Raw genomic sequence first — 23,657 nt, 5'->3', positions numbered from 1 at the left:
GTCGGCCTGGGTCGCCGTGGGCGCGGCCGTCGCCGGGACGGCGGTCAGCGCGGTCGCCCCCGACGCGGTGGGCGGTGCCGGAACCCCGCGTACGCAGCAGTGCCCCCGTCAGCGCGCGCCCCGTGGAGTCACCAACCCCGTCTCGTACGCCACCACCACGGCCTGCGCCCTGCTCCCCAGGTCCAGTTTGGTCATCGTGCGGTTGAGGTGCGTCTTGACGGTCGCCTCGCTGATGAACAGTTCACCGGCGATCTCCAGGTTGGACAGCCCTCTGGCGGTCAGCCGCAGCACCTCCACCTCGCGCGCGGTCAACGCGCCCAGATCGGGCGGGGGTTCGTCCGTCCGGTGTGCGCGGCCCGTTGGGCGAACGCCTCGACCAGGCGGCGCGTGACGCTGGGCGCGAAGAGCGCGTCTCCCCCGCCGGCGCGCAGGGCGCCGTAGACGTACTCGTCCAGGTCGAAGGTGGTCAGGACGAGGACGCGGGGCGGCGGGTCCGGCGCGTCGGCGAGGATCCTCTCGGTGGCCGCGACGCCGCTCATGCCGGGCATCCGGATGTCCATGAGGATCACGTCGGGACGGGTCCGTGCGGCCAGGGCGATGGCCTCCTCGCCGTCGCCCGCCTCGCCGACCACCTCGATGCCGGGTGCCGCGCGCAGCAGCCCCACCAGTCCGGCGCGGATCAGGAACTGGTCGTCGACGACGAGCACCCTGGTCATCCCGATGCGTCTCCCCCTTCGCCCGCGGCCTGCGCGGAGGTGGGCAGAGTCAGCCGCTTCCTGCCCGAGGAGCACGGCCACGCCGGCGAGCGCCGCGGCGATCAGCGCGTCGGCTGCCGGGCCGGCCCGGACCGGGGGACGGATCCGCATTGCCGCAGCGTAACCGCGGGGCGGGTGGCGGGACGTCAAACTCCCGCGGTACCGCGAAAGACGCAGGAACCAGGCGCCTACCGCCGCGGGCCTGCGGGGAGTTCAACCCGCTGCCGGACGCGGCCCGGGGCGCCGCGCGGACACGGTCGACACGGGGGCCCGACGGGGGAACCCGGCCGTGGTCCGGGAAAGGATTCGACACGATGACGGCACGAAAGAGCCTCGCCCTGGCGACGGCCACCGTGGCGCTGGGCACCGGGCTCGCGGTAGCGGCGCCACCTCGCAGACCGAGGCTTCCGCCGCGAAGGCGAGCTGGCACCTGGTCTGGGGCCCGAAGAGCCACAAGCCCACCAAGTGCCACGCAGGACTTCGTCCCGCGCAGCAGCACACTCGGCGTCAACGCCCGCTGCTGGAACGGCGGTGACGGCACCAAGCTCAAGATCGACGTGGTACGCACCGCTGACGGGGACGGTCGTCGCCGGGTAACCGCCCGACGTGACCGAAGCGCCCGCCCGGTCCTCCCTCAGCGGGGGGCCGGGCGGGCGCACGTCCACCGAGGGTCACTGTTCGGAAGGTGGGTGCGGCGGGGGCCGGCGTCCGGGGGGGCAGGAGGAGCGCGGCGGCCGGGAGCGAGGAGGCGGGAGAACGGCGCGGCCTGGCCGGTGCTGATCGTGCTGCCGGCCGCCCTCACCGCGCGGACCGCCTCCGGCTTCCTGCCGACCGTCGTGACGATCAGCCTCGTCCCCGTAGACACCGGACCGGCCCGGCGTTCGTCATGGTTGCGCGGGCGGTGTCTCCGGGCGCAGGTGCAGGTGCGGGGCGACGCTGCGGAGTTTTTCGCAGGTCTCCTCCCATTCGCGCTCGGGGGTCGACTGGCCCATGATCCCGGCGCCCGCGCGCAGCCAGCCGCGGCCGTCGCGTTCGAAGACCGTGCGCAGGACGAGTGCCGCGTCGAGGGAGCCGGCGGCGTCGGCGGTGAACACGGCTCCGGCGTACAGCCCGCGCGGTTCGCTCTCGTGGCGGCTGATGGTGCGCAGGGCCTCGGGTTTCGGGCAGCCGGTGGCGGTGATGGCGGGGAACAGCGCGGCGAACGCGTCCCACGGGCTGCGGTCCTCGGCGAGCTGTCCGGCGGCGCGGGACGCGAGGTGCTGGACCGATCCGCGTTCCAGGACCGTCATGAAGTCCTCGACGACGACCGTGCCCGGGCGGCAGATCGCGGTGAGTTCGTCGACGGCGAGGCGCACGGAGAGCGCGTGTTCGTGGATCTCCTTGGGGTCGCCGAGGAGTTCGGCGCGCAGCCGCGCGGTGTCCTCGGCGTTCGTGCCGAGGGCTCTGGTGCCGGCGAGCGGCTGGGTGGAGACGCGGCGGCCGGCCGCCTCGACCTCGACGACGGTCTCGGGGCTGAAGCCCGCCGCCCGCCAGCCGCCCAGGTCGAGCAGGAAGGACCGGGCGGGGGTGTTGGCGCGGCGGCCCGTGAGGTAGGTGGCGCCCAGATCGGGGGCCGAGGGGAGGGGCAGGGGGCGGGAGAGCACGGTCTTCTGGACGAGCCCGGCCTGGATGTCGGCCACGGTGCGGGCGACGGCGTGCCGGTAGGGGCCCGGCGCGGACCGCACCAGGTTCTCCGCGTCGGTGAGCCCCGTGCCGGCCGAACTCGTGGAACCGGCCAGGGCTTTGGCGAGGAGCGGCAGGTGTTCCGGGTCGGCCGTCCGGATGCGTGCCGTGCCCGGGGTGAGGGTGACCTCTATGGCCGGCAGCATGAGGTGGAGCAGGGGGGCGTCCCCGGGGTTCCCGGTGTCGGCGTGCAGGAGGTGGGCGAGTTCGAAGGCGGCCCAGCCGTACACCCGCCAGTCCTGGTGCGGCAGCCGGGCCAGGGCCTCGGCGACCTGCTCCAGCGGCGCCGCGCCGAGGGGCTGGACCACCGCCTGGTTCCCGCAGCGTGCGACGACCGACTCGGCGTCCAGGGTGAGCGTCGCGGCGGGAGCGGCGGCGTAGGTCCAGGTCCCGGCCCGTTCGTAGACGACGTACTCGCCGCCGAGGCCGGAGCCGGCGAGGCGCACGGCGGCCTCCGCCGGGTCGGCGGGGGATTCGACGACGTGCTCGGGACACGACGGGGGCAGGGCTTCGGCCCAGCCCTCCCAGGACGTACCGGCGATCGTGGTGGGGCTGGTCATGAGCGGGGGTTCCCTTCCTTGCGCGCCGAACCTCCGGCGGCGAGCTTGCGGGCGAGTTCCGTCAGTGCCTTCTTGTCGGTCTTGCCGACGGCCGTCACCGGGAGGGCGTCGAGCGTCTCGATCCGGTCGGGGACCTTGTACGGGGCCAGGCCGCGTTCGCGGAGGAAGGCGGCGGCCTCGTTCCTGCCGGGCGCGGTGGCGCCGGGCCTGGGGACGACGAACGCGCAGGTGCGTTCGCCGAGCAGGTCGTCGGGGACGGGCACGACGGCCGTGTCGAGGACCGCCGGGTGGTGCGCGAGCTGTTCCTCGACCTCGGCGGCGGCCACCTTGTCGCCCCCGCGGTTGATCTGCTCCTTCACGCGGCCCTCCACGACCAGATGGCCGGTGGGGGTGCGCCGTACGAGGTCGCCGGTGCGGTAGTAGCCGTCGGCGGTGAAGGCGGTGGCGTTGTGCTCGTCGGCGCGGTAGTAGCCGCGCAGGGTGTAGGGGCCGCGGGTGAGGAGCCGTCCGGTCGTGCCGGGCGGGACGTCGCGGTCGTGCTCGTCGACGACGCGGATCTCGTCGTCCAGGGACAGCGGGCGGCCCTGTGTGTGCAGGACGACGTCCTGCGGGGCGTCGGGTTCGGTGTAGTTGAGCAGGCCCTCGGCCATGCCGAACACCTGCTGGAGGACGGGGCCGAAGGCGTCGCGCACCTGCTGGGCGTGCTCGGGCAGCAGGCGGGCGCCGCCGACCTGGAGGAGCCGCAGCGCGGTGAGGTCCGCCTCGGCCCATTCGGTCGCCGCCGCCCAGATGCGGGCGGTCGGGGGCACCAGGGCGGTCGCGGTCACGCGTTCGCGTTCCATGAGGGCGAAGGCGGCGTCGGGGTCGGGTTCGTCGGTGAGGACCGCCGTGCCGCCCGCGTGCAGGGCGCCGAGGACGCCGGGGCAGCCGAGCGCGAAGTTGTGGGCGACGGGCAGCGCGGCGAGGTAGACGGTGTCCGGTCCGAAGCGGCACGTCTCGGCGCTCGCGCGGACGTTGTACGCGTAGTCGTCGTGGGTGCGCGGGATCAGCTTGGGCAGGCCGGTGGTGCCGCCGGAGACGAGCAGCAGCGCCACGTCCGAGGGGTCGTCGGGGCCGGCGGGCACGTCGGTGCCGGGCCCGTCGAGCGGGGTGTGGGGGCCCGGGTCGCCCACGACCAGGACGTGCCGCAGGCCGGGGGCCTCCTTCAGCGCCTCGGCGGCCAACTCCCGGTGGTCGAAGCCCTGGTGGACGTCCGGGACGACGTACGCCACGGCCTCGGACAGCCGGCACAGGTGGACGATCTCGCTGCGCCGGTGCAGCGGGAGCGCCAGGACGGGCACGGCGCCGAGCCGCTGGAGGGCGAAGAACACGGCGAAGAACTCGGGGATGTTGGGCAGTTGGAGGACCACCCGGTCCCCGGCCGCGATCCCGAGCCCGGCGAGCCTGCGCGCGACACGGTCGGCGGCGGCCTCAAGACCGGCGTAGCTCAGCCGCCGTTCGCGGTGGACGAGGGCGGTGCGGTGCGGGTGGGCGCGGGCCCAGGCGCGCAGCAGCCGGTCGAACGTTTCCCCTCGCCAGTGGCCGGATGCCCGGTAGCGGGCGGCGAGTTCATCGGGCCAGGGCGTACAGCCGTCGAGCACGTGGATCCATCCCTTCTGTGACGTTCTCGCCGGGGACTTGTTCCCGGCCCCGAAAGTATTGTAGGAAATGAATACCATTTTCAATAACTGGATGCCATCGCTCCGTATCCGCGCCGTCCCGGCCTCCCGGGCACCCCACAGGCAAGGCTGGTAACGAAGTGTCACAACGCGATCCGCTGCGATCGATCCGCCCGCTGCTCACCGACTGGCTCGGCCCCGACGCCGAGCACGTCGACGCGGGCGACAACCTCATCGAGCAGGGGCTCGACTCCATCCGCCTGATGACCGTGGCCGGCGCCCTGCGCCGGGACGGCATCCGCCTGACGTTCGCCGAACTCGCCCGCACACCCACCCTGCACGCCTGGAGCGCGCTCGCCGCCGAGCGATGTACCGACGACGTCACCCCCGCCGCCGCCCCGGCCCCTGAGATATCCGCCGACGAGACCTCGCCCTTCGACCTGGCGCTGATGCAGCACGCCTACTGGGTCGGGCGCGGCAAGGAACACCAACTCGGCGGTGTCGCCGCGCACTTCTACAACGAGTTCGACGGCGAGGGCGTCGACCCGCGGCGCCTGGAGCAGGCCGTACGCGCCCTGCTCGCCCGGCACGCGCAACTGCGTGCCGTGTTCGGCGACGACGGCCGCCAGCACACCCCCACCGCCGCCGAGTGGCCGGGACTGCGCGTGCACGACCTCCGCGCACTGCCCGAGGACGAGGCCGCCCGGCGGCTGGAGCGGCTGCGCGACGAGTTGTCGCACCGCATGCTGCGGGTCGGCGACGGCGAGGTCTTCGACGTCCAGCTGTCCCTGCTGCCGGACGGCCGCACCCGTACGCACCTCAACCTCGACATGCTCGCCGCCGACGCGCTCAGCCTGCGGGTCCTGCTCGCCGACCTGGCCACGCTCTACCGCGGCACCGGCCCCCTCTCCCCCATCGGCTACAGCTACCGCCGCTACCTCGCCGACCGCGCCGCCTCCGCCGACCGGGCGCGCGACCTGAGGCGGGACGCCGCCTGGTGGGCCGCCCGCCTGCCGGACCTGCCCGGCGCCCCCGCCCTGCCCGTCCTGCCCGGCGCGTCGACGGCGGAGCACCCCCGCGTCACCCGGCGCCACCACTGGCTGCCGCCCGAGCAGCGCGAGGCCCTGTTCGCCCGCGCCCACCGGCACGGCGTCACCCCGGCCATGGCGCTGGCCGCCGCCTACTGCGAGGTCCTCGCGGCCTGGAGCGCCGAGCAGCGCTTCCTCCTCAACGTGCCCCTGTTCGACCGCGAACCGCTGCACCCCGACGTGCCCCTGCTCGTCGGCGACTTCACCGGATCCGTCCTGCTCGCCGCCGACGTCTGCGGCACCGCCTCCTTCCAGGACCGGGCCCGCGCCACGCAGGAACGGTTCCTCGACGACGCCGCCCACGCCTCCTACTCCGGCGTCGAGGTCCTGCGCGACCTCAACCGGGCCCAGCCCGACGGCGGACGGGTCCTCGCACCCGTCGTGTTCACCAGCGCCCTGAACCTGGGCGAGCTGTTCTCCGAGGACGTGCGCGCCTGCTTCGGACGGCCCGTGTGGATCATCTCCCAGGGCCCCCAGGTGTGGCTCGACGCCCAGGTCACCGAGCTGGACGGCGGGCTCCTCGTCAACTGGGACGCGCTGGAGCAGGCGTTCCCCGACGGGATGCTGGACGCGATGTTCGCCGCGTACCGCACGCTCGTCGACCGGCTCGCGGCGTCCGACACCCCGTGGCGCGAGCCCGTCCCGGACCTGCTGCCGGACGACCAGCGGGCGGCCCGCGCGCGGGCCAACGACACGGACGGCCCGCGCACCGGGCTGCTCCTCCACGAGGACTTCCTGCACCGCGCCGACCGCGAGCCCGATCGGCCCGCGCTGCTGTGGGGCGAGGGCGACTCTCTGTCGTACGGCGAACTCGCCGACCGGGCCCGGCGGATCGCCGCCGCCCTCGCCGCGCACGCCGTCGGACCGGGCGACCGGGTCGCGGTCTGCCTGCCCAAGGGGCCCGACCAGATCGCCGCCGTCCTCGGCTGCCTGGTCACGGGCGCCGCCTATGTGCCGGTCGGGTCCGCCCATCCGCCGGCCCGCCGCGACCGCGTCCTGCGCACGGCCGGTGTCCGTGCCGCGTTCGTGCACGAGGCCGCCGAGCCGCTGCCCGACGGCGTGGCGGCACTGACCGTGTCCGCCGCGTCGGCGCACGCGCCGGTCAAGGAGGCGGTGACGGTGGCGGACGGCGATCCGGCGTACGTCATCTTCACCTCCGGGTCGACCGGCGAGCCCAAGGGCGTCGTCGTCCCGCACCGCGCCGCCCGCAACACGGTCGACGACCTCGACCAGCGCTTCGGCATCGGCGAGGGCGACCGCACGTTCGCGCTGTCCGCGCTCGACTTCGACCTGTCCGTCTACGACCTCTTCGGACCGCTCTCCGCCGGTGGCGCGGTGGTCCTCGTCGGAGAGGAGGAGCGCCGGGACGCGGCACGCTGGCACGCGCTGATGGCCCGGCACCGCGTCACCGTCCTCAACTGCGTGCCCTCCGTCCTCGACATGCTGCTGAGCAGCGGCGGGGACGGGCTCGCCGGGCTGCGCGTCGTCCTGCTGGGCGGCGACTGGGTGGGCGTCGACCTGCCGGGCCGGCTCGCCGGACGGGCGCCCGGCTGCCGGTTCGTCGCGCTCGGCGGCACCACGGAGACGGCGATCCACTCCACGGTGTGCGAGATCACCGGCGGGGCGGTGCCGCAGGACTGGGCCGCGATCCCGTACGGCACTCCCCTGCGCAACGTGCGCTGTCGCGTCGTCGACGCCCGGGACCGGGACTGCCCCGACTGGGTGCCGGGCGAGCTGTGGATCGGCGGCGCCGGGGTGGCCGACGGCTATCTGGGCGACCCGGAGCGCACGGCCGACCGGTTCGTGACGCACGAGGGCGGACGCTGGTACCGCACCGGTGACCTCGCGCGCTACCGGCCGGGTGCCGTCGTCGAGTTCCTGGGCCGCGCCGACTCGCAGGTCAAGCTGCGCGGTCACCGGGTGGAGCTGGGCGAGGTCGAGGCCGCGCTGGAGCGGGCGCCCGGAGTGGGCCGGGCGGTCGCGGCGGTCACCGGCGGTGAGCGGCACATGCTCGTGGCCGCCTGCGCGCCCGCGACGCGCGCGACCGAGCCGGCCGACGCGGGCGTGCGGACCTCGGTGTCGGCCGCGCGCCCGGATCCGCTGGAGACGGAGGTCGTCGCCCACGTCCTCGGCCGGATCCTCACCCCCGGCCTGCGACCGGACGCGCGGATGCGCGGGGTCAGGGACCTCTGGCGGGACTGGCTGGGCCGCCACGGACGCACCGCGCCGGCCGACGCCGACGAGCAGGCCGTGGCACGGCGCGTCGCCGGAACCCGCCTCGAACCCGTCCTCGACCGTCTCCTGCTGCACCTGCCCGACCTGCGGGCCATGCTCACCGGCGAACGCGACCCGCTCGAACTCCTCGACGATCCCGTCCTTGCCCCGGAAGCGGCCCTGGACGCGCTGCCCGCGAGCGCGCCGGCCGCCGAGGACTGTGCCGACGCCCTGCGAGGGCTCGCGCGGGAGCTGGGGCGTGCGCCCCGGGTCGCGGTCGTCGGAGCGCGCGGCGGCCTCGGCGCACAGCGGGTGATACGCCAACTCGCGGACGACGCCGTCGAGTTCACCCTCCTCGACACGTCCGCCACCCTGCTCGACCGGGCGCGCGAGCGGCTGGCCGGACATCCGGTCCGCTACCAGGCCCTCCCGCACGGCGTGCTGCCCGACCACCTGCCCGGGGCGTTCGACGCCGTCCTCGCCCTCGGCTCGCTGCACGCCTTCGACGACCCGGCCGCCGGAGTCGCCCAGGCGGCGGCCCTGCTGGCGCCCGGCGGGCTGCTGCTCGCCGTCGAACAGGGCGCCCTGCCGCCGCTCGGCCTGATCTGCGCCGCCCTGCCGACCCGGGCCTTCGCGGACGCCGACCCCGCCCGGCGGGCCGCCGGCAGCCCCCTGCTGCCGGCCCCGGCGTGGGAGCAACTGCTGCGCGCCCACGGGTTCACCGACGCGGACACCGCCGTACGCGACCAGGAACCGGCGCTGCTCATCCGGGCGGTGCGCGACCCACGGGCCGCGCCGTGCGAGCCGGGCGCGGTCCGGGACGCGGTCGCCGGGCTGCTCCCCTCGTACATGGTTCCCGACCGGCTGGTCGTCCTGCCGCTCATGCCGCTGACCGCGAACGGCAAGGTGGACCGGCGTGCCGTCCGCGACCTGCTCGCCCGGCACACCGGCCGGGCCGAGGCGGCCCCGACGTCCGGGACCCGGCCCGCGCCGGGGGTCGAGGAACGCGTCGCCGAGGTGTGGCGGGAGCTGCTGGGCGTCCAGGCCGTGCACCGGGAGGACGACTTCTTCGCCCTCGGCGGCGACAGCCTGCTCGCCACCCGCATGCTGCACCGGCTCGGCGAGCGCGGGGTGCGCGGCGCGAGGATCGCCGCCCTGTTCACCCGTCCCGTCCTCAAGGACTACGCCGGCACGCTCACCCTGGGCGAGAGCGGGCCGGAGACCCGGCTCGCCGCCGACCCGGAGCGCGCCCACGAGCCGTTCCCGGCCACCGACGTGCAGCGGGCGTACTGGCTGGGCCGGGCCGGCGAGATGCGGCTCGGCGGGGTCGGCTCCCACTACTACTCGGAGTTCGACGGCGTCGCGGTCGACCTCCCCCGTCTGGAGCGGGCCTGGCGGCGGCTGATCGACCGGCATCCGATGCTGCGGGCCGTCTTCGACGAGGAAGGCCGGCAGCACGTCCTCGCCGAGGTACCGGAGTTCACCATCCCCGTGGCGGAAGGCGAGGAACAGCTCGCCGCCCTGCGCGAGGACATGTCCCACCAGGTCCTCGACCCCGCCCGCTGGCCCCTGTTCGACGTCCGGGCCGTACGCCACGGCGACGACCGCACCCGGATCGGCGTCAGCCTCGACAACCTGATCCTGGACGGCCTCAGCATGATGACCGTCTTCACCGAACTGGGCACCCTGTACGCCGACCCCGACGCCGAACTCCCGCCGGTGGAGCTGACGTTCCGCGACTACCTCACCTCGGTGCGGCCGGCGCCCGAGGCGCTGGAGGCGGACCGGGCCTACTGGCTCGAACGGCTGCCGTCGCTGCCGCCGGCGCCCCGCCTGCCGCTCGCGCGGGATCCGGCCCTGCTCGACCGGCCCCGGTTCACGCGCACGCCCGGCGAGCTGACGGCCGAGCGCTGGACGCGGCTGAAGGAACGGGCGCGCGAGCACGGCATCACCCCGTCCACGCTGCTCCTCGCCGCGTACGCGGAGGTGCTGGGCGCGTGGAGCGAGGGCCCTGAACTGACCGTCAACCTCACCCTGTTCGACCGGCAGGAGGTGCACCCGCACATCAACCGGGTGCTCGGCGACTTCACGTCCCTGCTGCTCGCCGCCCACCACCCGGAGCCCGGCGAGAGCTGGCTGACCCGGGTGCGCGGCCTGCAGGAGCGGCTGTGGCGCGACCTCGACCACCGCTCGGTGTCGGCGGTGTGGGTGATGCGCGAGCTGGCCCGGACGCGCGGTGAGCGGGACGCGACCGTCCCCGTGGTGTTCACCAGCGCCCTCGGCGTCGACGACGGCGTGTCCATGGACGCGCCCGACGGCTTCCCGCCCCGGGTGTGGGGCGTGAGCCAGACCCCGCAGGTGTGGCTGGACCTCCAGGTCTACGAGGGCCGGGGCGGATCGCTGCGCCACCAGTGGGACGCGGTGCGCGACCTGTTCCCCGAGGGGCTGGTCGAGACGATGGCCGACGCGTTCGGCCGGCTCCTCGACCGTCTCGCCGACGGCGACTGGCAGGCGCCGCGCCCCGAACTGCTGCCCGCCGGGCAGCGGGCGGTCCGCGACGAGGCCAACGCGACGGGGCTCCCGGGCGACGGACACGCCCTGCACGTGCCGTTCTTCGAGCGGGCCGCCGCCGAGCCTGACGCCCCCGCGCTGCTGTGGGGCGAGGACGGCGCGGCGACGCGCGGCGAGCTGAGCGCGCACGCCCTGCGGATCGCCGCCGCGCTGCGCGAGCGCGGGATCGAGCCCGGCGACACGGTGGCCGTGTCGCTGCCCAAGGGGCCGGACCAGATCGCCGCCGTCCTGGGCGTGCTGGCGGCGGGCGCCGCCTATGTGCCGGTCGGTGTCGACCAGCCGCCGGTGCGCCGCGCCCGCGTGCTGCACGCGTCGCGCGCCCGCTGCGTGGTCGACGCCGAACTCCTCGCCGGGGAGCTGCCGGCGCCGCTCGCGGCACCCGTCGCGGCCGACCCGGACTCCTGCGCGTACGTCATCTTCACCTCGGGCTCCACCGGTGAGCCCAAGGGCGTCGAGGTGACCCACCGGGCGGCGGCCAACACCGTCGACGACATCACCGCACGGCACGGCGTCGGACCCGGCGACCGGGTGCTGGCGGTCTCCGCGCTGGACTTCGACCTGTCCGTCTACGACGTGTTCGGGCTCCTCGGCGCGGGCGGCGCGCTGGTGCTGGTCGGCGAGGACGAGCGCCGGGACGCCCAGCGGTGGCGCGATCTGACCGCGCGTCACGACGTCACCGTCTGGAACACCGTCCCGATGCTCCTCGACATGCTCCTGACCGCCTCCGCCGGGCAGGCCCCGCCCCGGCTGCGGCTCGCGCTGGTCTCCGGGGACTGGGTGCCGCTCGACCTGCCCGCCCGGCTCGCCGAGGCGTCCGGGGACGGCTGCCGGCTGATCGCCATGGGCGGCGCCACCGAGGCGGCGATCTGGTCCAACCACTTCGACGCCACGGCCGGCGCCCCGCGCGGCTGGCCCTCGGTGCCGTACGGCACCCCGCTGCGCGCCCAGCGGTTCCGGGTCGCGGGCCCGCACGGCGAGGACTGCCCCGACTGGGTGCCGGGCGAGCTGTGGATCGGCGGCGCCGGCGTGGCCACCGGCTACCGGGGTGACCCGGAGCGCACGGCCGACCGGTTCGTCACGCACGACGGGGGACGCTGGTACCGCACCGGCGACCTGGGCCGCTACCGTCCCGGCGGGCTCCTGGAGTTCCTGGGCCGGCGCGACCACCAGCTCAAGATCCGCGGTCACCGCACCGAACTCGGCGAGGTCGACGCGGCGCTGCTCGCCCAGCCGGGCGTGGCCCGCGCCGTCACCGTCGCGACGGGTCCGCGCGGACAGCAGCGGCTGACCGCGTTCCTCGTGCCCGACGGCGAACTGGACATCGTCGAGGTGGAGCGGCGGCTCGCGGACCACCTGCCCGCGCACGCCGTGCCCTCCGCGCTCGTGCCGCTGCCCGAGGGCCTGCCGCTGACGGCCAACGGCAAGGTGGACCGCACCGCGCTCGCCGACCGGGCGGCCGGACTCGACACCGCGCCCGAACGCGGCGAGCGGCCCGCCGGCGCGGCGGAACAGCTCCTCGCCGCCGCCTGGAGCGACCTCCTCGGCGCCGGACAGGTCGGCCGGGAGGACGACTTCTTCGCCCTCGGCGGCGACAGCCTGCTCGCGACCCGTCTCGTGGCCCGGCTGCGCGAGGCCGGCGTCGAAGGGGCGCGCATCGCCGCCCTGTTCACCCGTCCCGTGCTCAAGGACTACGCGGCCACCCTCACCCTCGGCGTCGAGGAACGGGCGCCCGTGCTCGTCCCCGATCCGGAGCACGCGCACGACCCGTTCCCCGCGACGGACGTGCAGCAGGCGTACTGGATCGGGCGCACCGACCGCCTCGACCTGGGTGGGGTCGGCTCGCACTACTACAGCGAGACCGACGAGGAGGGCACGGACGTCGCCGTCGTCGAGCGGGCCTGGCGGCGGCTGATCGAGCGGCATCCGATGCTGCGGGCCGTCTTCGACGAGGAGGGGCGGCAGCAGGTCCTCGCCGAGGTGCCGGAGTTCACGATCCCGGTCGCCGAGGGCGAGGACCAGCTCGCGGTGATGCGGGAGGAGATGTCCCACCAGACCCTCGACCCCGCCCGCTGGCCCCTGTTCGACGTCCGGGCCGTGCGGTACGGCGAGGGCAGGGTCCGGATCGGGGTCAGCCTCGACAACCTGATCCTGGACGGCCTCAGCATGATGATCGTCTTCACCGAGCTGCGGCAGCTGTGCGAGGACCCGGACGCCGAACTCCCGCCGCTGGACGTGACGTTCCGCGACTACCTCGCCTCCGCCCGGCCCTCTCCCAAGACGCTGGCGGCCGATCAGGCGTACTGGAGTGAGCGGCTGCCGTCGCTGCCGCCGGCGCCCCGGCTGCCGCTGGTGCGCGACCCGTCGGAGGTCGGCCGTCCCCGGTTCGAACGCCGGGCCACCCACCTCCCGAAGGACGTGTGGGAACGGCTGCGGGAACAGGCCCGCGCCTACGGCGTCACGCCCTCCGTGCTCCTGCTCGCCGTCTACGCCGAGGCCCTGGGCGAGCACGCCGAGAGCCCCGAACTCACCGTCAACCTCACCCTGTTCGACCGGCAGGAGATCCACCCGCACATCAACCGCATCGCCGGCGACTTCACCTCGCTGCTGCTCGCCGCCCACCACCCACGGACCGGCGAGTCCTGGCTCGCGCGGCTGCGCGGACTCCAGGCCAGGCTGTGGAACGACCTCGACCACCGGTCGGTCTCCGCCGTCTGGGTGATGCGCCGGCTCGCCCTGGAACAAGGTGCGCGGGCGGCGGCCATGCCCGTGGTGTTCACCAGTGCCCTCGGCATCGACGACGACCGGGCCCGGCTGCTGACCCCGCCGCACTGGGCGGTGTCCCAGACCCCGCAGGTGTGGCTGGACCACCAGGTGATGGAGGACGCCGAGGGGCTGCGCCTCACCTGGGACGCGGTCGTCGGGCTGCTGCCCGAGGAGTTGCCCGGGGCCCTCGCCGACCGGCAGTCGAGCCTGCTGGCGGAGCTGGCGGGGGCGGACGACTGGGACGCGCTGATCCTCAACACGGGCCTCGAAGGCACGGGGCTCGAAGCCTCGGCCCGCGAAGGCGACCGTCCCGCGACCCAGGCGACCGGCACCGATCCCGGAGGCCCGCCCGAGGGCCCCACCGAAGAACTCGTCGCCGCCCTCTGGACCGGGCTGCTCCAGCCCCCCGCCGGACGTGACGAGGGCTTCTTCGCGGCCGGCGGCGACAGCCTGCTGGCCACCCGCCTCATCGCCCGGCTGCGCGAGCGCACCGGCGTGGAGGTACCGCTGCGGGCGTTCTTCACCGCCCCGACCGTCGCCGCGCTCGCCGCCGCCGTCGACGACACCCGCAAGACCACCGAAACCACCCACCGGACGTGGGAAGAAGGAGAACTGTGAGCGCCGCCGAGCTGGTGTCGGAACTGACCGCCGCCGGAGTCGAGTTGTGGGAGGAGGACGGCAGGCTCCGCTTCCGGGCACCGCAGGGCGCCCTCACCGACGCCCTGCGCGAGCGCCTGCGCGACGGCCGGGACGCGGTCCTCGCCCATCTGCGCGACCCGTTCGCCGAGCCCGTCGTCCCCGATCCCGACGGACGGCACCTGCCGTTCCCGCTGACCGAGGTGCAGTCGTCGTACCTGCTGGGCCGCACGGACGCGTTCGCGTACGGCGGGATCGGCTGCCACGCCTACCTGGAGTACGAGCTGCCGGGGACCGTCGCGCCCGAGCGGGCGGCGGACGCCTGGCGGGTGCTGGTCGAGCGGCACGACGCGCTGCGCACCGTGTACCACCCCGAGGGGCAGCAGGTGCTCAAGGACCTGCCGCCGTACGCGGTGCCCGTGGCGCGGGCGGACGAGGCCGAGCGCATACGCGGGGAGCTGGCGCAGCGCACCTACGACCCGGCGGTCTGGCCGCTGTTCGACGTGCGGATCACCCACTCCCCCGAGCGGCTGCTGGTGCACCTGTCCGTCGACCTGCTCGTCACCGACTTCTCCGGGGTGCAGCGACTGCTGGGCGAGCTGGAGCAGTTGTGCACGGACCCGGACCGGCCGCTGGTGCCCGTGCCCGTCTCCTTCCGCGACCACGTGCTCGCGGAGCGGCGGCTGCGCGACAGCGCCCGCTGGGCCCGGGACCGGGCGTACTGGCTGGACCGGCTCGACACGCTGCCGCCCGCGCCCGAACTCCCGGTCCTGGCCGAGGAGCCGGGCGGCGCGGTGCGGTTCCGCCGGCTGGCGGACCGGCTGGCCTCCGACGAGGCGGCGGCACTGCGGCGCCGGGCCGCCACCCACGACCTGACCGTGTCGACCGTGCTCCTGGCCGCCTACGCCGAGGTCATCGGCCGGTGGAGCGCCAAGCCGCGCTTCACGCTCAACCTGCCGGTGTTCGCCAAGCGGCCCGTGCACCCCGACATCGACCGGGTCGTCGGCGACTTCACCTCCGTCACCCTGCTGGCCGTCGAACCGGACCCCGCGGCCCCCTTCACCGAGCGGGCGCGCGCTCTGGGCGCCCGGCTCTTCGACGACCTCGACCACGGCCTGTTCTCCGGCGTCGACGTGCTGCGCGAGGCGGGCCGCCGCTCGGCGCCCGCGCTGATGCCGGTCGTGTTCACCAGCACCCTCCAGGGGACGCAGGCGCCGGAAAGCGGCCCGGGGCGGGTCGTGTACGGCGTCACGCAGACCCCGCAGGTGTGGATCGACTGCCAGGTCATGGAGTCCGGCGGCGAGGTGCTCCTCGGCTGGGACGTCCGTGAGGGCGTCCTGCCGGACGGGCTGGCCGACGACGCCTTCGCCGCGTTCGCCGCCCTCGTCCGGGAGCTGGCCGGCTCCGACGCCCCGTGGACCGCCGCCGACCCGGTGGCGCTGCCCGCCGCGCAGGCGGCCCGGCGCGCCGAGGTGAACGCGACCGCGCGCCCGCTGCCCCAAGGGCTGCTGCACGAGCGGGTGTTCGCCGCCCTGGACGCGCACGCCGGCCGGACGGCGCTCATCGCGCCGGACCGCACCCTCACCTGCGCCGAACTCGCCGGGTACGCCCACGCGGTGGCCGGCCGGCTGCGGGAGGCCGGGGTCGCGCCGGGCGACCGGGTGGCCGTCGTGATGGACAAGGGCTGGGAGCAGATTCCGGCCGTGCTCGGCGCGCTGCACGCGGGCTGTGTGTACGTGCCGGTCGACACCGTCCATCCGCCGGCCCGGCGGGCGCGGGTGCTCGCGTCCAGCGGGGCGGTGGCCGTCCTCACGCAAGGCCGGCTCGGTGACGCGTACGGGCTGCCGTCGATCGACGTGGACGCGCTGGAACCCTCGGACGCCGTCGAGCCCCGGCCGGTGGACCCGGACGACCCGGCGTACATCATCTACACCTCCGGTTCGACGGGCGAGCCCAAGGGCGTCGTGGTCTCCCACCGGGCCGCGCTGAACACCGTCGCCGACATCGACGACCGCTTCGGCGTCGGCCCGGACGACCGGGTGCTCGGGCTCGCGCAGCTCGGCTTCGACCTGTCCGTGTACGACGTGTTCGGCCCGCTCGCCCACGGCGGCGCCCTGGTACTGCCGGACCCGGAGCGCCGCGGCGACCCCTCGCACTGGGCCGAGTTGGCGGCCCGCCACCGGGTGACCCTGTGGAACTCGGTGCCCGCGCAGTTGCAGATGCTCCACGACTACCTGGCGTCGACGGCGGGCGCGGACGACGTCGCCGGGCTCGGCGCGCTGCGGCTCGGCCTGCTGTCCGGCGACTGGATCCCCGTGCGGCTGCCGGACCGGGTGCGGGCGCTGCTGCCGGGGCTGCGGCTGATCAGCCTGGGCGGGGCCACCGAGGCGGCGATCTGGTCCGTCCACCACCCCATCGAGGAGCCCGTCGACCCGGACCGTCCGAGCATCCTGTACGGGCGGCCGCTCGCCAACCAGACCTTCCACGTCCTGGACGAGACGTTCAGGCCCCGGCCGGACTGGGTGCCGGGCGAGCTGTGCATCGGCGGTGCCGGTCTCGCGCTCGGCTACCACGGGGACGCGGAGACCACGGAGCGCCGTTTCGTCACCCACCCTGTCACCGGGGAGCGGCTGTACCGCACGGGTGACCTGGGGCGGTACCTGCCCAGTGGCGACCTCGAATTCCTCGGCCGTGAGGACGGACAGGTCAAGATCCGCGGGCATCGCATCGAACTCGCCGAGATCGAGGCGGCGTTGACCGACCACGAGGCGGTCGGCGCGGCTGCCGTGCTGGCCGTCGGAGACGATCCGCTCGACCGCAGGCTGGTCGCCTTCGCGGAGCCCGCCCGCACCACGCCCGGCCGGGCCGGCGCGCCGGCGGATGCCCTGGCGCAGCGGGCCCAGGCGGTGGAGGACACCGTGGCCGATCCCGAGCGGATCGCCGAGTTCGCCCGGCTCCTCGACGCGGCGTCGCTGGCGTCGATGCTGGGCGCGCTGCGGGAGCGCGGCCTGTTCACGGGGCCGGACACCGCCCACACGGCAAAGGAGGTGGCGGCTGCTGCCGCCGCGCCGCGCCACCGGCGTCTGATGCGGCGCTGGCTGCGCGTGCTCCATGCGGAGGGCCTGCTGGAGCGGGAGCCGGACAGCGGGCGCTACCGCCTCGCCGGCGCCGAGCCCCCGTCGCCCGGCGCCGCCTGGGACCGGATCGCCGCCCTGTGGAGCGACGACCTGGGGCCCCGGGAGCTGCTGGACTACCTCCGCTCCCACGCCGACCGGCTGGGCGCCCTGATGGACGACGAGATCGCCGCCGTCGACCTGCTCTTCCCCGGCGCCCGGCTGGAGACCGCCGACGCGGCCTACCGCGAGAACGTGATGTCCGCCTACCTCAACCGCGTCCTCGCCGAGGCCCTGCGCGCCGAGGCCGAGGCCCGCCCGGCCGGACGTCCGCTGCGGGTGCTCGAAGTGGGCGCGGGGACCGGCGCGAGCACGGCCGGCGCGCTGGCCGCGCTGGAGGGGCTGCCGGTGGAGTGGCTGTTCACCGACCTGAGCCCGTTCTTCCTGGACAAGGCGCGCGAGCGGTTCGGCGCCGATCCCCGGCTGCGGTACGGGCTGTACGACGTGGACGGCGACCCGTTCGACCAGGGTCTGGCCCCGAACTCCTTCGACGTGGTGGTGTGCGCGGGCGTCCTGAACAACGCCCGTGACACGGCGGACGCCCTGGCCGCGCTGCGTTCCCTGCTCACCCCCGGCGGGCTGCTGCTGGTCACCGAGCCGACCCGGGAGCACTACGAGATCCTGATCTCGCAGGCGTTCATGATGACCGGCGCGGAGGACCTGCGGCACACGGACGCCACCGACCAGACCTTCGTCACGCGCGAGCAGTGGGCGCGGCTCTTCACGGAGGCGGGCGGACAGGCCGAGCTGTGCCTGCCGCAGCCGGGACACGCGCTCGAACCGCTGGGCCAGCACGCCTTCGCCGTCCGCTTCAAGACGGACCGCGCGCCCCTCGACCCGGACGGCGTCGACGACCATCTCGGGTCGCGCCTGCCGGTCTACATGCTGCCCGCCGCCCTGCACGTCGTCGACGAGCTGCCGCTCACCCCGAACGGGAAGGTGGACCGCAAGTCGCTCACGTCCTGGGCGGCCCGGCTCGCCGACCAGCGGACGCGGACGAGCAGCGCCGGAGCCGAATCGGACCGGCCCGGCGACGAGTTGGAGCAGCGGCTGGCCGACGTCGCGGCGCGGGCGCTCGGCGTGGCCGCCGTGCCGGGCACGACCAGCCTCTTCGACCTCGGCGCCGACTCGCTGATCCTCGCCCAGTTGTCGGCGCGGCTGATCGAGGAGGTTCCCCAGGCGGCGGACCAGCAGTTCGACACGCTGCTGCGGGAGTTGCTGAACCGTCCGACGATCGCCGACCTGGCCCGCCTCCTGCGCGGCGCGGACGCCTCCGACGACACCGGCGCCGGCGGCTCGGTCAGCGCGCTGGTCCCGCTCGGCGACGCCCCCGACGCCGGAGTGCTCCAGGTGCTGGTGCACGAGGGCATCGGCACCATGGCCCCCTACCGGGAACTGGCCGCCGGACTCACCGCGCACGGGCCGCTCGTCGGGCTCGCCGTGGGGGACGCGGACGCCTGCGCCGGCATCCCGGAGGACGGGTTCGTGGAGCGGCTGGCGGCCGAGCACGTGCGGCGGCTGACGGCGACCGGGGCCGGCCGGTTCCGGCTCACCGGCTACTGCCTCGGCGGCCAGCTCGCCACCGAGATCGCCCGCCAGCTCACCGAGAACGGCGCGTACGTCGAGCGGTTGACGGTGGTCAGCAGCAGCCCGCCCGCGTTCGTCTGCGAGGACGAGCTGCTGATCGAGCACGCCTTCGCGCGGGTGCTCGGCGCGGACCCGGTGGCCGCCGGATACCCCGACGACGAACAGGAGCTGGGCGCGGCGCTGCGCGCGGTCCTCGACGCCACGCCGGGCCGGGTGCCGGCCGGTGCCTTCGCCGCGCTGCGCGGTGAACCCCGGCTGGAGGCCGTGGCCCGCCGGATGCGGGCCCTGGCCGAGGTACCGCAGGCGGACCGGCTCGCGGCGATCGGCCGCACGCTGGGCGCGGGCGGGGAGGGCGACGCGGGCCAGGTCCCGGGCCTGTACCGGGTGTTCCGGCACGCCTTCGCCGCCGCCTCGCTGCACACCGTCGAGCCCTACGCGGGCGACATCACCCTCGTCCAGCCGCGCGGGCGGCTGCGGTTCCTCGCCGGGTTCGGGCAGGAGGCGGACGAGCTGTGGCGCGAGGTGTGCCTCGGTGATCTGACGGTGGTCGACGTCGACGGCGACCACTTCAGCTGCCTGCGCGCCCCGCACGTCGGCCAGGTCGCCGCCGCGGCGGCCGGGGACACCCCGTGAACCGCGGCCGCACCGCCCCGGTCGCCGTCGGCGTCGTCGGCGCGGCCGGGGCGGTGGGCCGGGCGGTGCTGGACGAGCTGCTGCGGCTCGGCGTCGGGCCGGTCCGGGCCGGCGTACGGCGCCCGCCGCAGCGGGCGTTGCCTGCGGGAGTGGAGCTGTGGCCGGACCCGGTGGAGGTGGGCGACGCTCGCGCCCTGGGCGCCTTCTGCGCCGAGTGCCGGGTCGTCGTCAACGCCACCGGGCCGGTCCGGGCGACCGGTCACCTGGTGGCGTCGGCCGCCCTCGCGGCGGGCGCGGACGTGGTCGACGTCAACGACACGGACGAGCTGGCCGAACCGGCGCCGTACGAGCGGTTGTTGCGGTGGCGGACGGCGGTGATCGGGGCGGGGCTCATGCCGGGGCTGGCGGGGTTGGCGCCGGGGGTGCTGGTGGCTGAGGCCGCCGACGCCGGGAGCGGTGTCGACGGCAGTGCCGGTGCCGGGAGCGGTGTCGGCGGCGTCGGTGCCGGGAGCGGTGCAGGCGTCGGTGGCAGTGCCGGTGCAGGCGTCCGTGCCGGTGGTCTCGGCGGCGTGGTGGAGGCGGTCGCTTCGGAGGGTCGGCTCGATGGCGTGCGGGGGGCGTCGGCCGGGTCCGGGGGCCGCCCCCGCCCAGGGCAGTCCGGGCCCCGTCCCGACCGCGCGGCCGGCTCGACGCTCACCGTGCGTGTCGGTGGGTTCCCCCACTTCCCGCCCGCCGCCGCCCGGGACTTCATGGACCGGCTCGCCCGGCCCGGTGGTGAGGTCACCGCCGTCTGGCGGGGCGGGCGCCGGGTGGCGGGGGCGCTGGCGGTCGAGCGTGACGTCCGGCTGCCGTACTTCCCGGGCGCCGTGACGGCGATCCCGTATCTGACGGAGGAGGCCGTGGCGGTCGCCGGGCGGTACGGGTTCGGTGAGGTGCGCTGGTACACGGTGTTCGGCGGCGAGCACACCCGCGCGGTACTGGACCGGTACCGCGCGGGGCTGCCGCCGGGGCTGAGCGTCGACGACGCGGCGGCCGAGCTGTCCCGCGCCTCCCTCACCGACCTCGCGGGACGCACGCCGTACCAGGCGGTGACCTGCGAGCTGGACGGGCGGAGTCTCGTGCTCACCGGCACCGACTCCTCCGCGCTCACCGGAACGGCCGCAGCGCACGCGGCCTTCGCCGTCCTGCGTGGTGAACTCCCGCCCGGCCGGCTGCACTTCGCGCAGCTCCCCGATCCCGGCCGGGTCCTGCGTCGGATCGCCGGCGCACCCGCCGTGACCGGGCTGCGGCTGCTGGACGCGCCGCCCGCCGAACTCCCCGTCGAAGAAGGAATCCTGTGACCCGAGTCGTCGTCTGCGGCACCGGTTTCGGCCGCGTCTACCTCAGCGCCTTCCAGAATCCCGGGGAGTCGGACTTCCCGCTCCGCCTCACCGGCGTCCTGGGCCGTGGCAGCGCCCGCTCCAAGGCGTGCGCCGAGCGCTACGGCGTCCCCCTGCTCACCGACCCCGACCAGGTGCCCGAACTCGCCGACCTGGCCTGCGTGGTGGTGCCCAACGGGGTCGGCGGCGGTGAGGGCTCCGCCCTGGCCCGGCACCTCATGGAGCGGGGTGTGCACGTGCTGCACGAGCACCCGATCCACCAGGTGGAGCTGGCCGCGTGCCTGCGCACCGCCCGCCGGCACGGCGTCCAGTACCGGCTCAACACCTTCTATCCGCACCTCGCCCCCGTACGCCGTTTCCTCGCCGCCGCCCGCCATCTCGCCGAGCGGCAGGAGCTGTTGTACGCGGAGGCGTCCTGCGCCATCCACGTCTCCTACGACCTGATCGACATCCTCGGCCAGGCGCTCGGCGGACTGCGCCCCTGGCGGCTGACCGACCCCACCCCCTCCGGCGGCGGCCCCTTCCGCACCCTGGAGGGCAGCCTCGCCGGTGTCCCCGTCACGCTGCGCGTGCTCAACCAGCTCGACCCGGAGGACCCCGACAACCACACCCACCTCCTGCACCGCGCCACCCTCGGCTTCACCGGCGGCACGCTGTCCCTGGCCAGTACGCACGGCCCGGTCCTGTGGAGCCCGGCACTGCCCGCCCCGCGCGGGGACGACGGCGAGCTGGACTTCGACACCGAGGCCCACCGCCTGGTGCACCTGCCCAGCGTGCAGCCCGTCGGCCCCGCCGAGGCGCCCACGCACCGCGAGGTGTACGCCGAGGTGTGGCCGGACGGCGTACGGCGCGCCCTGCGGGCCATGGTGGACGCCGCCGCGTCGGGCGAGGACCCGATGCGCGCGGGCCAGTACCACCTCACCCTCAGCCAGATCTGGCAGGACCTCACCGCGCGCCTCGGCTACCCGGAGCTGGTGCGGCGGCCCGCGCCCGAGCCCGTCACCGCGCCCGACCTGGTCGCGGCCGTGCGCCGGGAGGGGCTGTGACCAGTACCGTTCCCCTCTTCAACCCCCTCGACCTGAGCCACACCGACGACCCGTATCCGCGCCTGGCCGCGCTGCGCCGTGAGCTGCCGGTGTCGACTCCGCTGCCCGGCTGGCACGTGGTCGTCCGGGACGCGGACGTCCGGGCGGTGCTGGCCGACCCCGAGATGTGGTCGAGCCGGCGCAACAACACCTCCGTCGCCGAGGAGCGGCACCTGGCGCTGTCCCAGCTCGATCCGCCCGACCACACCCGCCTGCGGCGCCTCCTCTCCCCCGCCTTCGGGCGCCGGGTGGTGGAGGCGCTGGAGCCCGTGGTCCGGGAGCAAGCCGCTGTGCTGGCCGACCGGTTGGAGCCGGGCGCGGACCTCGTCACCGCGTTCACCGCGCCACTCCCCCGTGCCGTGCTGGCCGCCTTCTGCGGGGTTCGGGACGCGGACGCGGCGGACTACGACCGCTGGGCAGGCGCCTTCACCGATCTGCTGGGGCAGCGGGCGCACCCCGAGTGGCCGGCGTTCGAGCGGTGGGCGCGCCGGGCCGTCGACGGGCCCGCCCTGGCGGGCGTGCTGGGGCAGGTGGACCGGGAGGAGGCCGTCACCTTCCTGCACTTCCTGATCGTCGCCGGGGTGCCCAACCTCCGTCTGGCGCTGGGCAATCTGGTGCTGCGGCTCCTGGGCGAGGACCACTGGCGGGCCGAAGGGCTGCCGGACGCGGTCGAGGAGTCGCTGCGCCTCGACCCGCCCGCGCTGTGGCAGATGCGCACCGCGACCCGCGACGGCGTCCTCGCGGGCACGCCGGTGCGGGCCGGGCAGCGGTTGATCGCCGTCGTCGCCTCCGCCAACCGCGACCCGGAGCGGTGGGGTGAGGACGCCGACGCGTTCCGGCCCGGCCGTCCCGGGCCGCGCGCCCATCTCGCCTTCGGCAAGGGCCCGCACGCCTGCCTCGGCGCCGCCCTCACCCGGCTCCAACTCCGGGTCGCCGCCGAGGTGTTGATCGAGCGTCAGCCGGGGCTGCGGCTCGCCCCGGGCTTCCGTTTCCGCCGCGCCGGCGACTTCATGAGCCGCGGGCCCGCCGCACTTCCCGTCCACGTGGAGCTTCCGTGACCGTCACCACCGCCCGCTGGCTGCGCCGCCCGCTGCCCCGCCCGGCGGCCCGCGTCTCCCTCGTGTGCTTCCCGCACGCGGGCGGCGCCGCCGCGTTCTACACCCCGTGGGCCCGGCTGCTGCCGCCCGGCGTGGAACTCGTCGCCGTGCAGTACCCCGGCCGTCAGGACCGGCTCGGGGAGCCCCCGGCCGAGACCATGGACGAACTGGCGGGCGCCGTCGCCGCCGTGCTGCGGGCCGACCGGCCGGACCGGGACCTCGTCCTGTTCGGGCACAGCATGGGCGCCGCCGTCGCGTGGGAGACCGCGCTGCGCCTTGAGGCGTCCGGGCCCGGCCCCCGGCACGTCTTCGTCTCCGGACGGCCCGGTCCGGGCCGGCAGCGCTCGGAGGACGTGCACCTGCGCGACGACGACGGCCTCGCCGCCGAACTGCGCCACCTCGGCGGCACGCACGCCGACCTGCTCGACGAGCCGGAGATCAGGGCCGTCCTCCTGCCGTCCGTGCGGGCCGACTACCGCCTGATCGAGACCTACCGCCCGGACACCGGGGCCCGGCTGCGCTGTCCGCTCGGCGCCTTCACCGGCGACCGCGACGGCAAGGCCACGGAGGCGGACCTCGCCGCCTGGCGCACCGCCACGTCGGGCGCGTTCACCGGCCGGGTGCTGCCCGGCGGCCACTTCTACCTCGTCCCGCAGGCCCGGCAGGTCGTCACCGCCGTCCTCGCGGCGTGCGATGTGGCGCCGCCCGTGGCCCACCCGGTACTCCCCTGACCCCT

General features: G+C 75.6%; 8 protein-coding genes and 1 pseudogene. 6 read left to right on the top strand and 3 right to left on the bottom strand.

Features of this window, described 5'->3' with window-relative positions; translation table 11 throughout:
• Positions 1-108: 108 nt before the first annotated feature.
• The 3 genes and pseudogenes from IAG44_RS38725 to IAG44_RS38715 all read right to left on the bottom strand — a co-directional run bounded on the left by IAG44_RS38725 (position 109) and on the right by IAG44_RS38715 (position 4,677).
• Positions 109-716 (bottom strand): annotated as a pseudogene (locus IAG44_RS38725) (response regulator transcription factor).
• A gap of 923 nt (positions 717-1,639) precedes the next feature.
• Positions 1,640-3,037: a salicylate synthase gene (locus IAG44_RS38720; protein WP_187751729.1), complete on the bottom strand. Its 1,398-nt coding sequence runs from the start codon at positions 3,035-3,037 to the stop codon at positions 1,640-1,642.
• Positions 3,034-4,677, bottom strand: coding sequence for a (2,3-dihydroxybenzoyl)adenylate synthase (locus IAG44_RS38715; protein ID WP_281404322.1), 1,644 nt, complete (start codon positions 4,675-4,677; stop codon positions 3,034-3,036). The genes IAG44_RS38720 and IAG44_RS38715 overlap by 4 nt, the downstream gene beginning before the upstream one ends.
• A gap of 158 nt (positions 4,678-4,835) precedes the next feature.
• Here IAG44_RS38715 and IAG44_RS38710 point away from each other — a divergent pair, with 158 nt between their 5' ends.
• The 6 genes from IAG44_RS38710 to IAG44_RS38685 are packed head-to-tail and all read left to right on the top strand — an operon-like array spanning position 4,836 to position 23,652.
• A complete protein-coding gene (locus IAG44_RS38710; protein ID WP_187751727.1) occupies positions 4,836-13,949 on the top strand; it encodes a non-ribosomal peptide synthetase in 9,114 nt (3,037 codons plus the stop codon).
• Positions 13,946-19,360, top strand: a complete 5,415-nt coding sequence (locus IAG44_RS38705) for a non-ribosomal peptide synthetase (RefSeq protein ID WP_187751726.1) — start codon at positions 13,946-13,948, stop codon at positions 19,358-19,360. Before IAG44_RS38710 ends, IAG44_RS38705 begins: the two co-directional genes overlap by 4 nt.
• Positions 19,357-20,700 carry a saccharopine dehydrogenase NADP-binding domain-containing protein gene (locus IAG44_RS38700; protein ID WP_187751725.1) on the top strand — a complete coding sequence of 448 codons (1,344 nt, stop codon included), beginning with the start codon at positions 19,357-19,359 and terminating at the stop codon, positions 20,698-20,700. Before IAG44_RS38705 ends, IAG44_RS38700 begins: the two co-directional genes overlap by 4 nt.
• On the top strand, positions 20,697-21,785 hold the full coding sequence (locus tag IAG44_RS38695) for a Gfo/Idh/MocA family oxidoreductase (RefSeq protein WP_187751724.1): 1,089 nt from the start codon (positions 20,697-20,699) through the stop codon (positions 21,783-21,785). Before IAG44_RS38700 ends, IAG44_RS38695 begins: the two co-directional genes overlap by 4 nt.
• Positions 21,782-22,882 carry a cytochrome P450 gene (locus IAG44_RS38690; protein ID WP_187751723.1) on the top strand — a complete coding sequence of 367 codons (1,101 nt, stop codon included), beginning with the start codon at positions 21,782-21,784 and terminating at the stop codon, positions 22,880-22,882. The genes IAG44_RS38695 and IAG44_RS38690 overlap by 4 nt, the downstream gene beginning before the upstream one ends.
• Complete coding sequence (locus IAG44_RS38685; protein WP_187751722.1) at positions 22,879-23,652, top strand: thioesterase II family protein; 774 nt, start codon at positions 22,879-22,881, stop codon at positions 23,650-23,652. The genes IAG44_RS38690 and IAG44_RS38685 overlap by 4 nt, the downstream gene beginning before the upstream one ends.
• Positions 23,653-23,657 lie beyond the last annotated feature (5 nt).

The organism is Streptomyces roseirectus (genome assembly GCF_014489635.1).
Classification (GTDB): Bacteria; Actinomycetota; Actinomycetes; order Streptomycetales; family Streptomycetaceae; genus Streptomyces; species Streptomyces roseirectus.
This window is presented reverse-complemented; position numbering and strand designations above follow the sequence as displayed.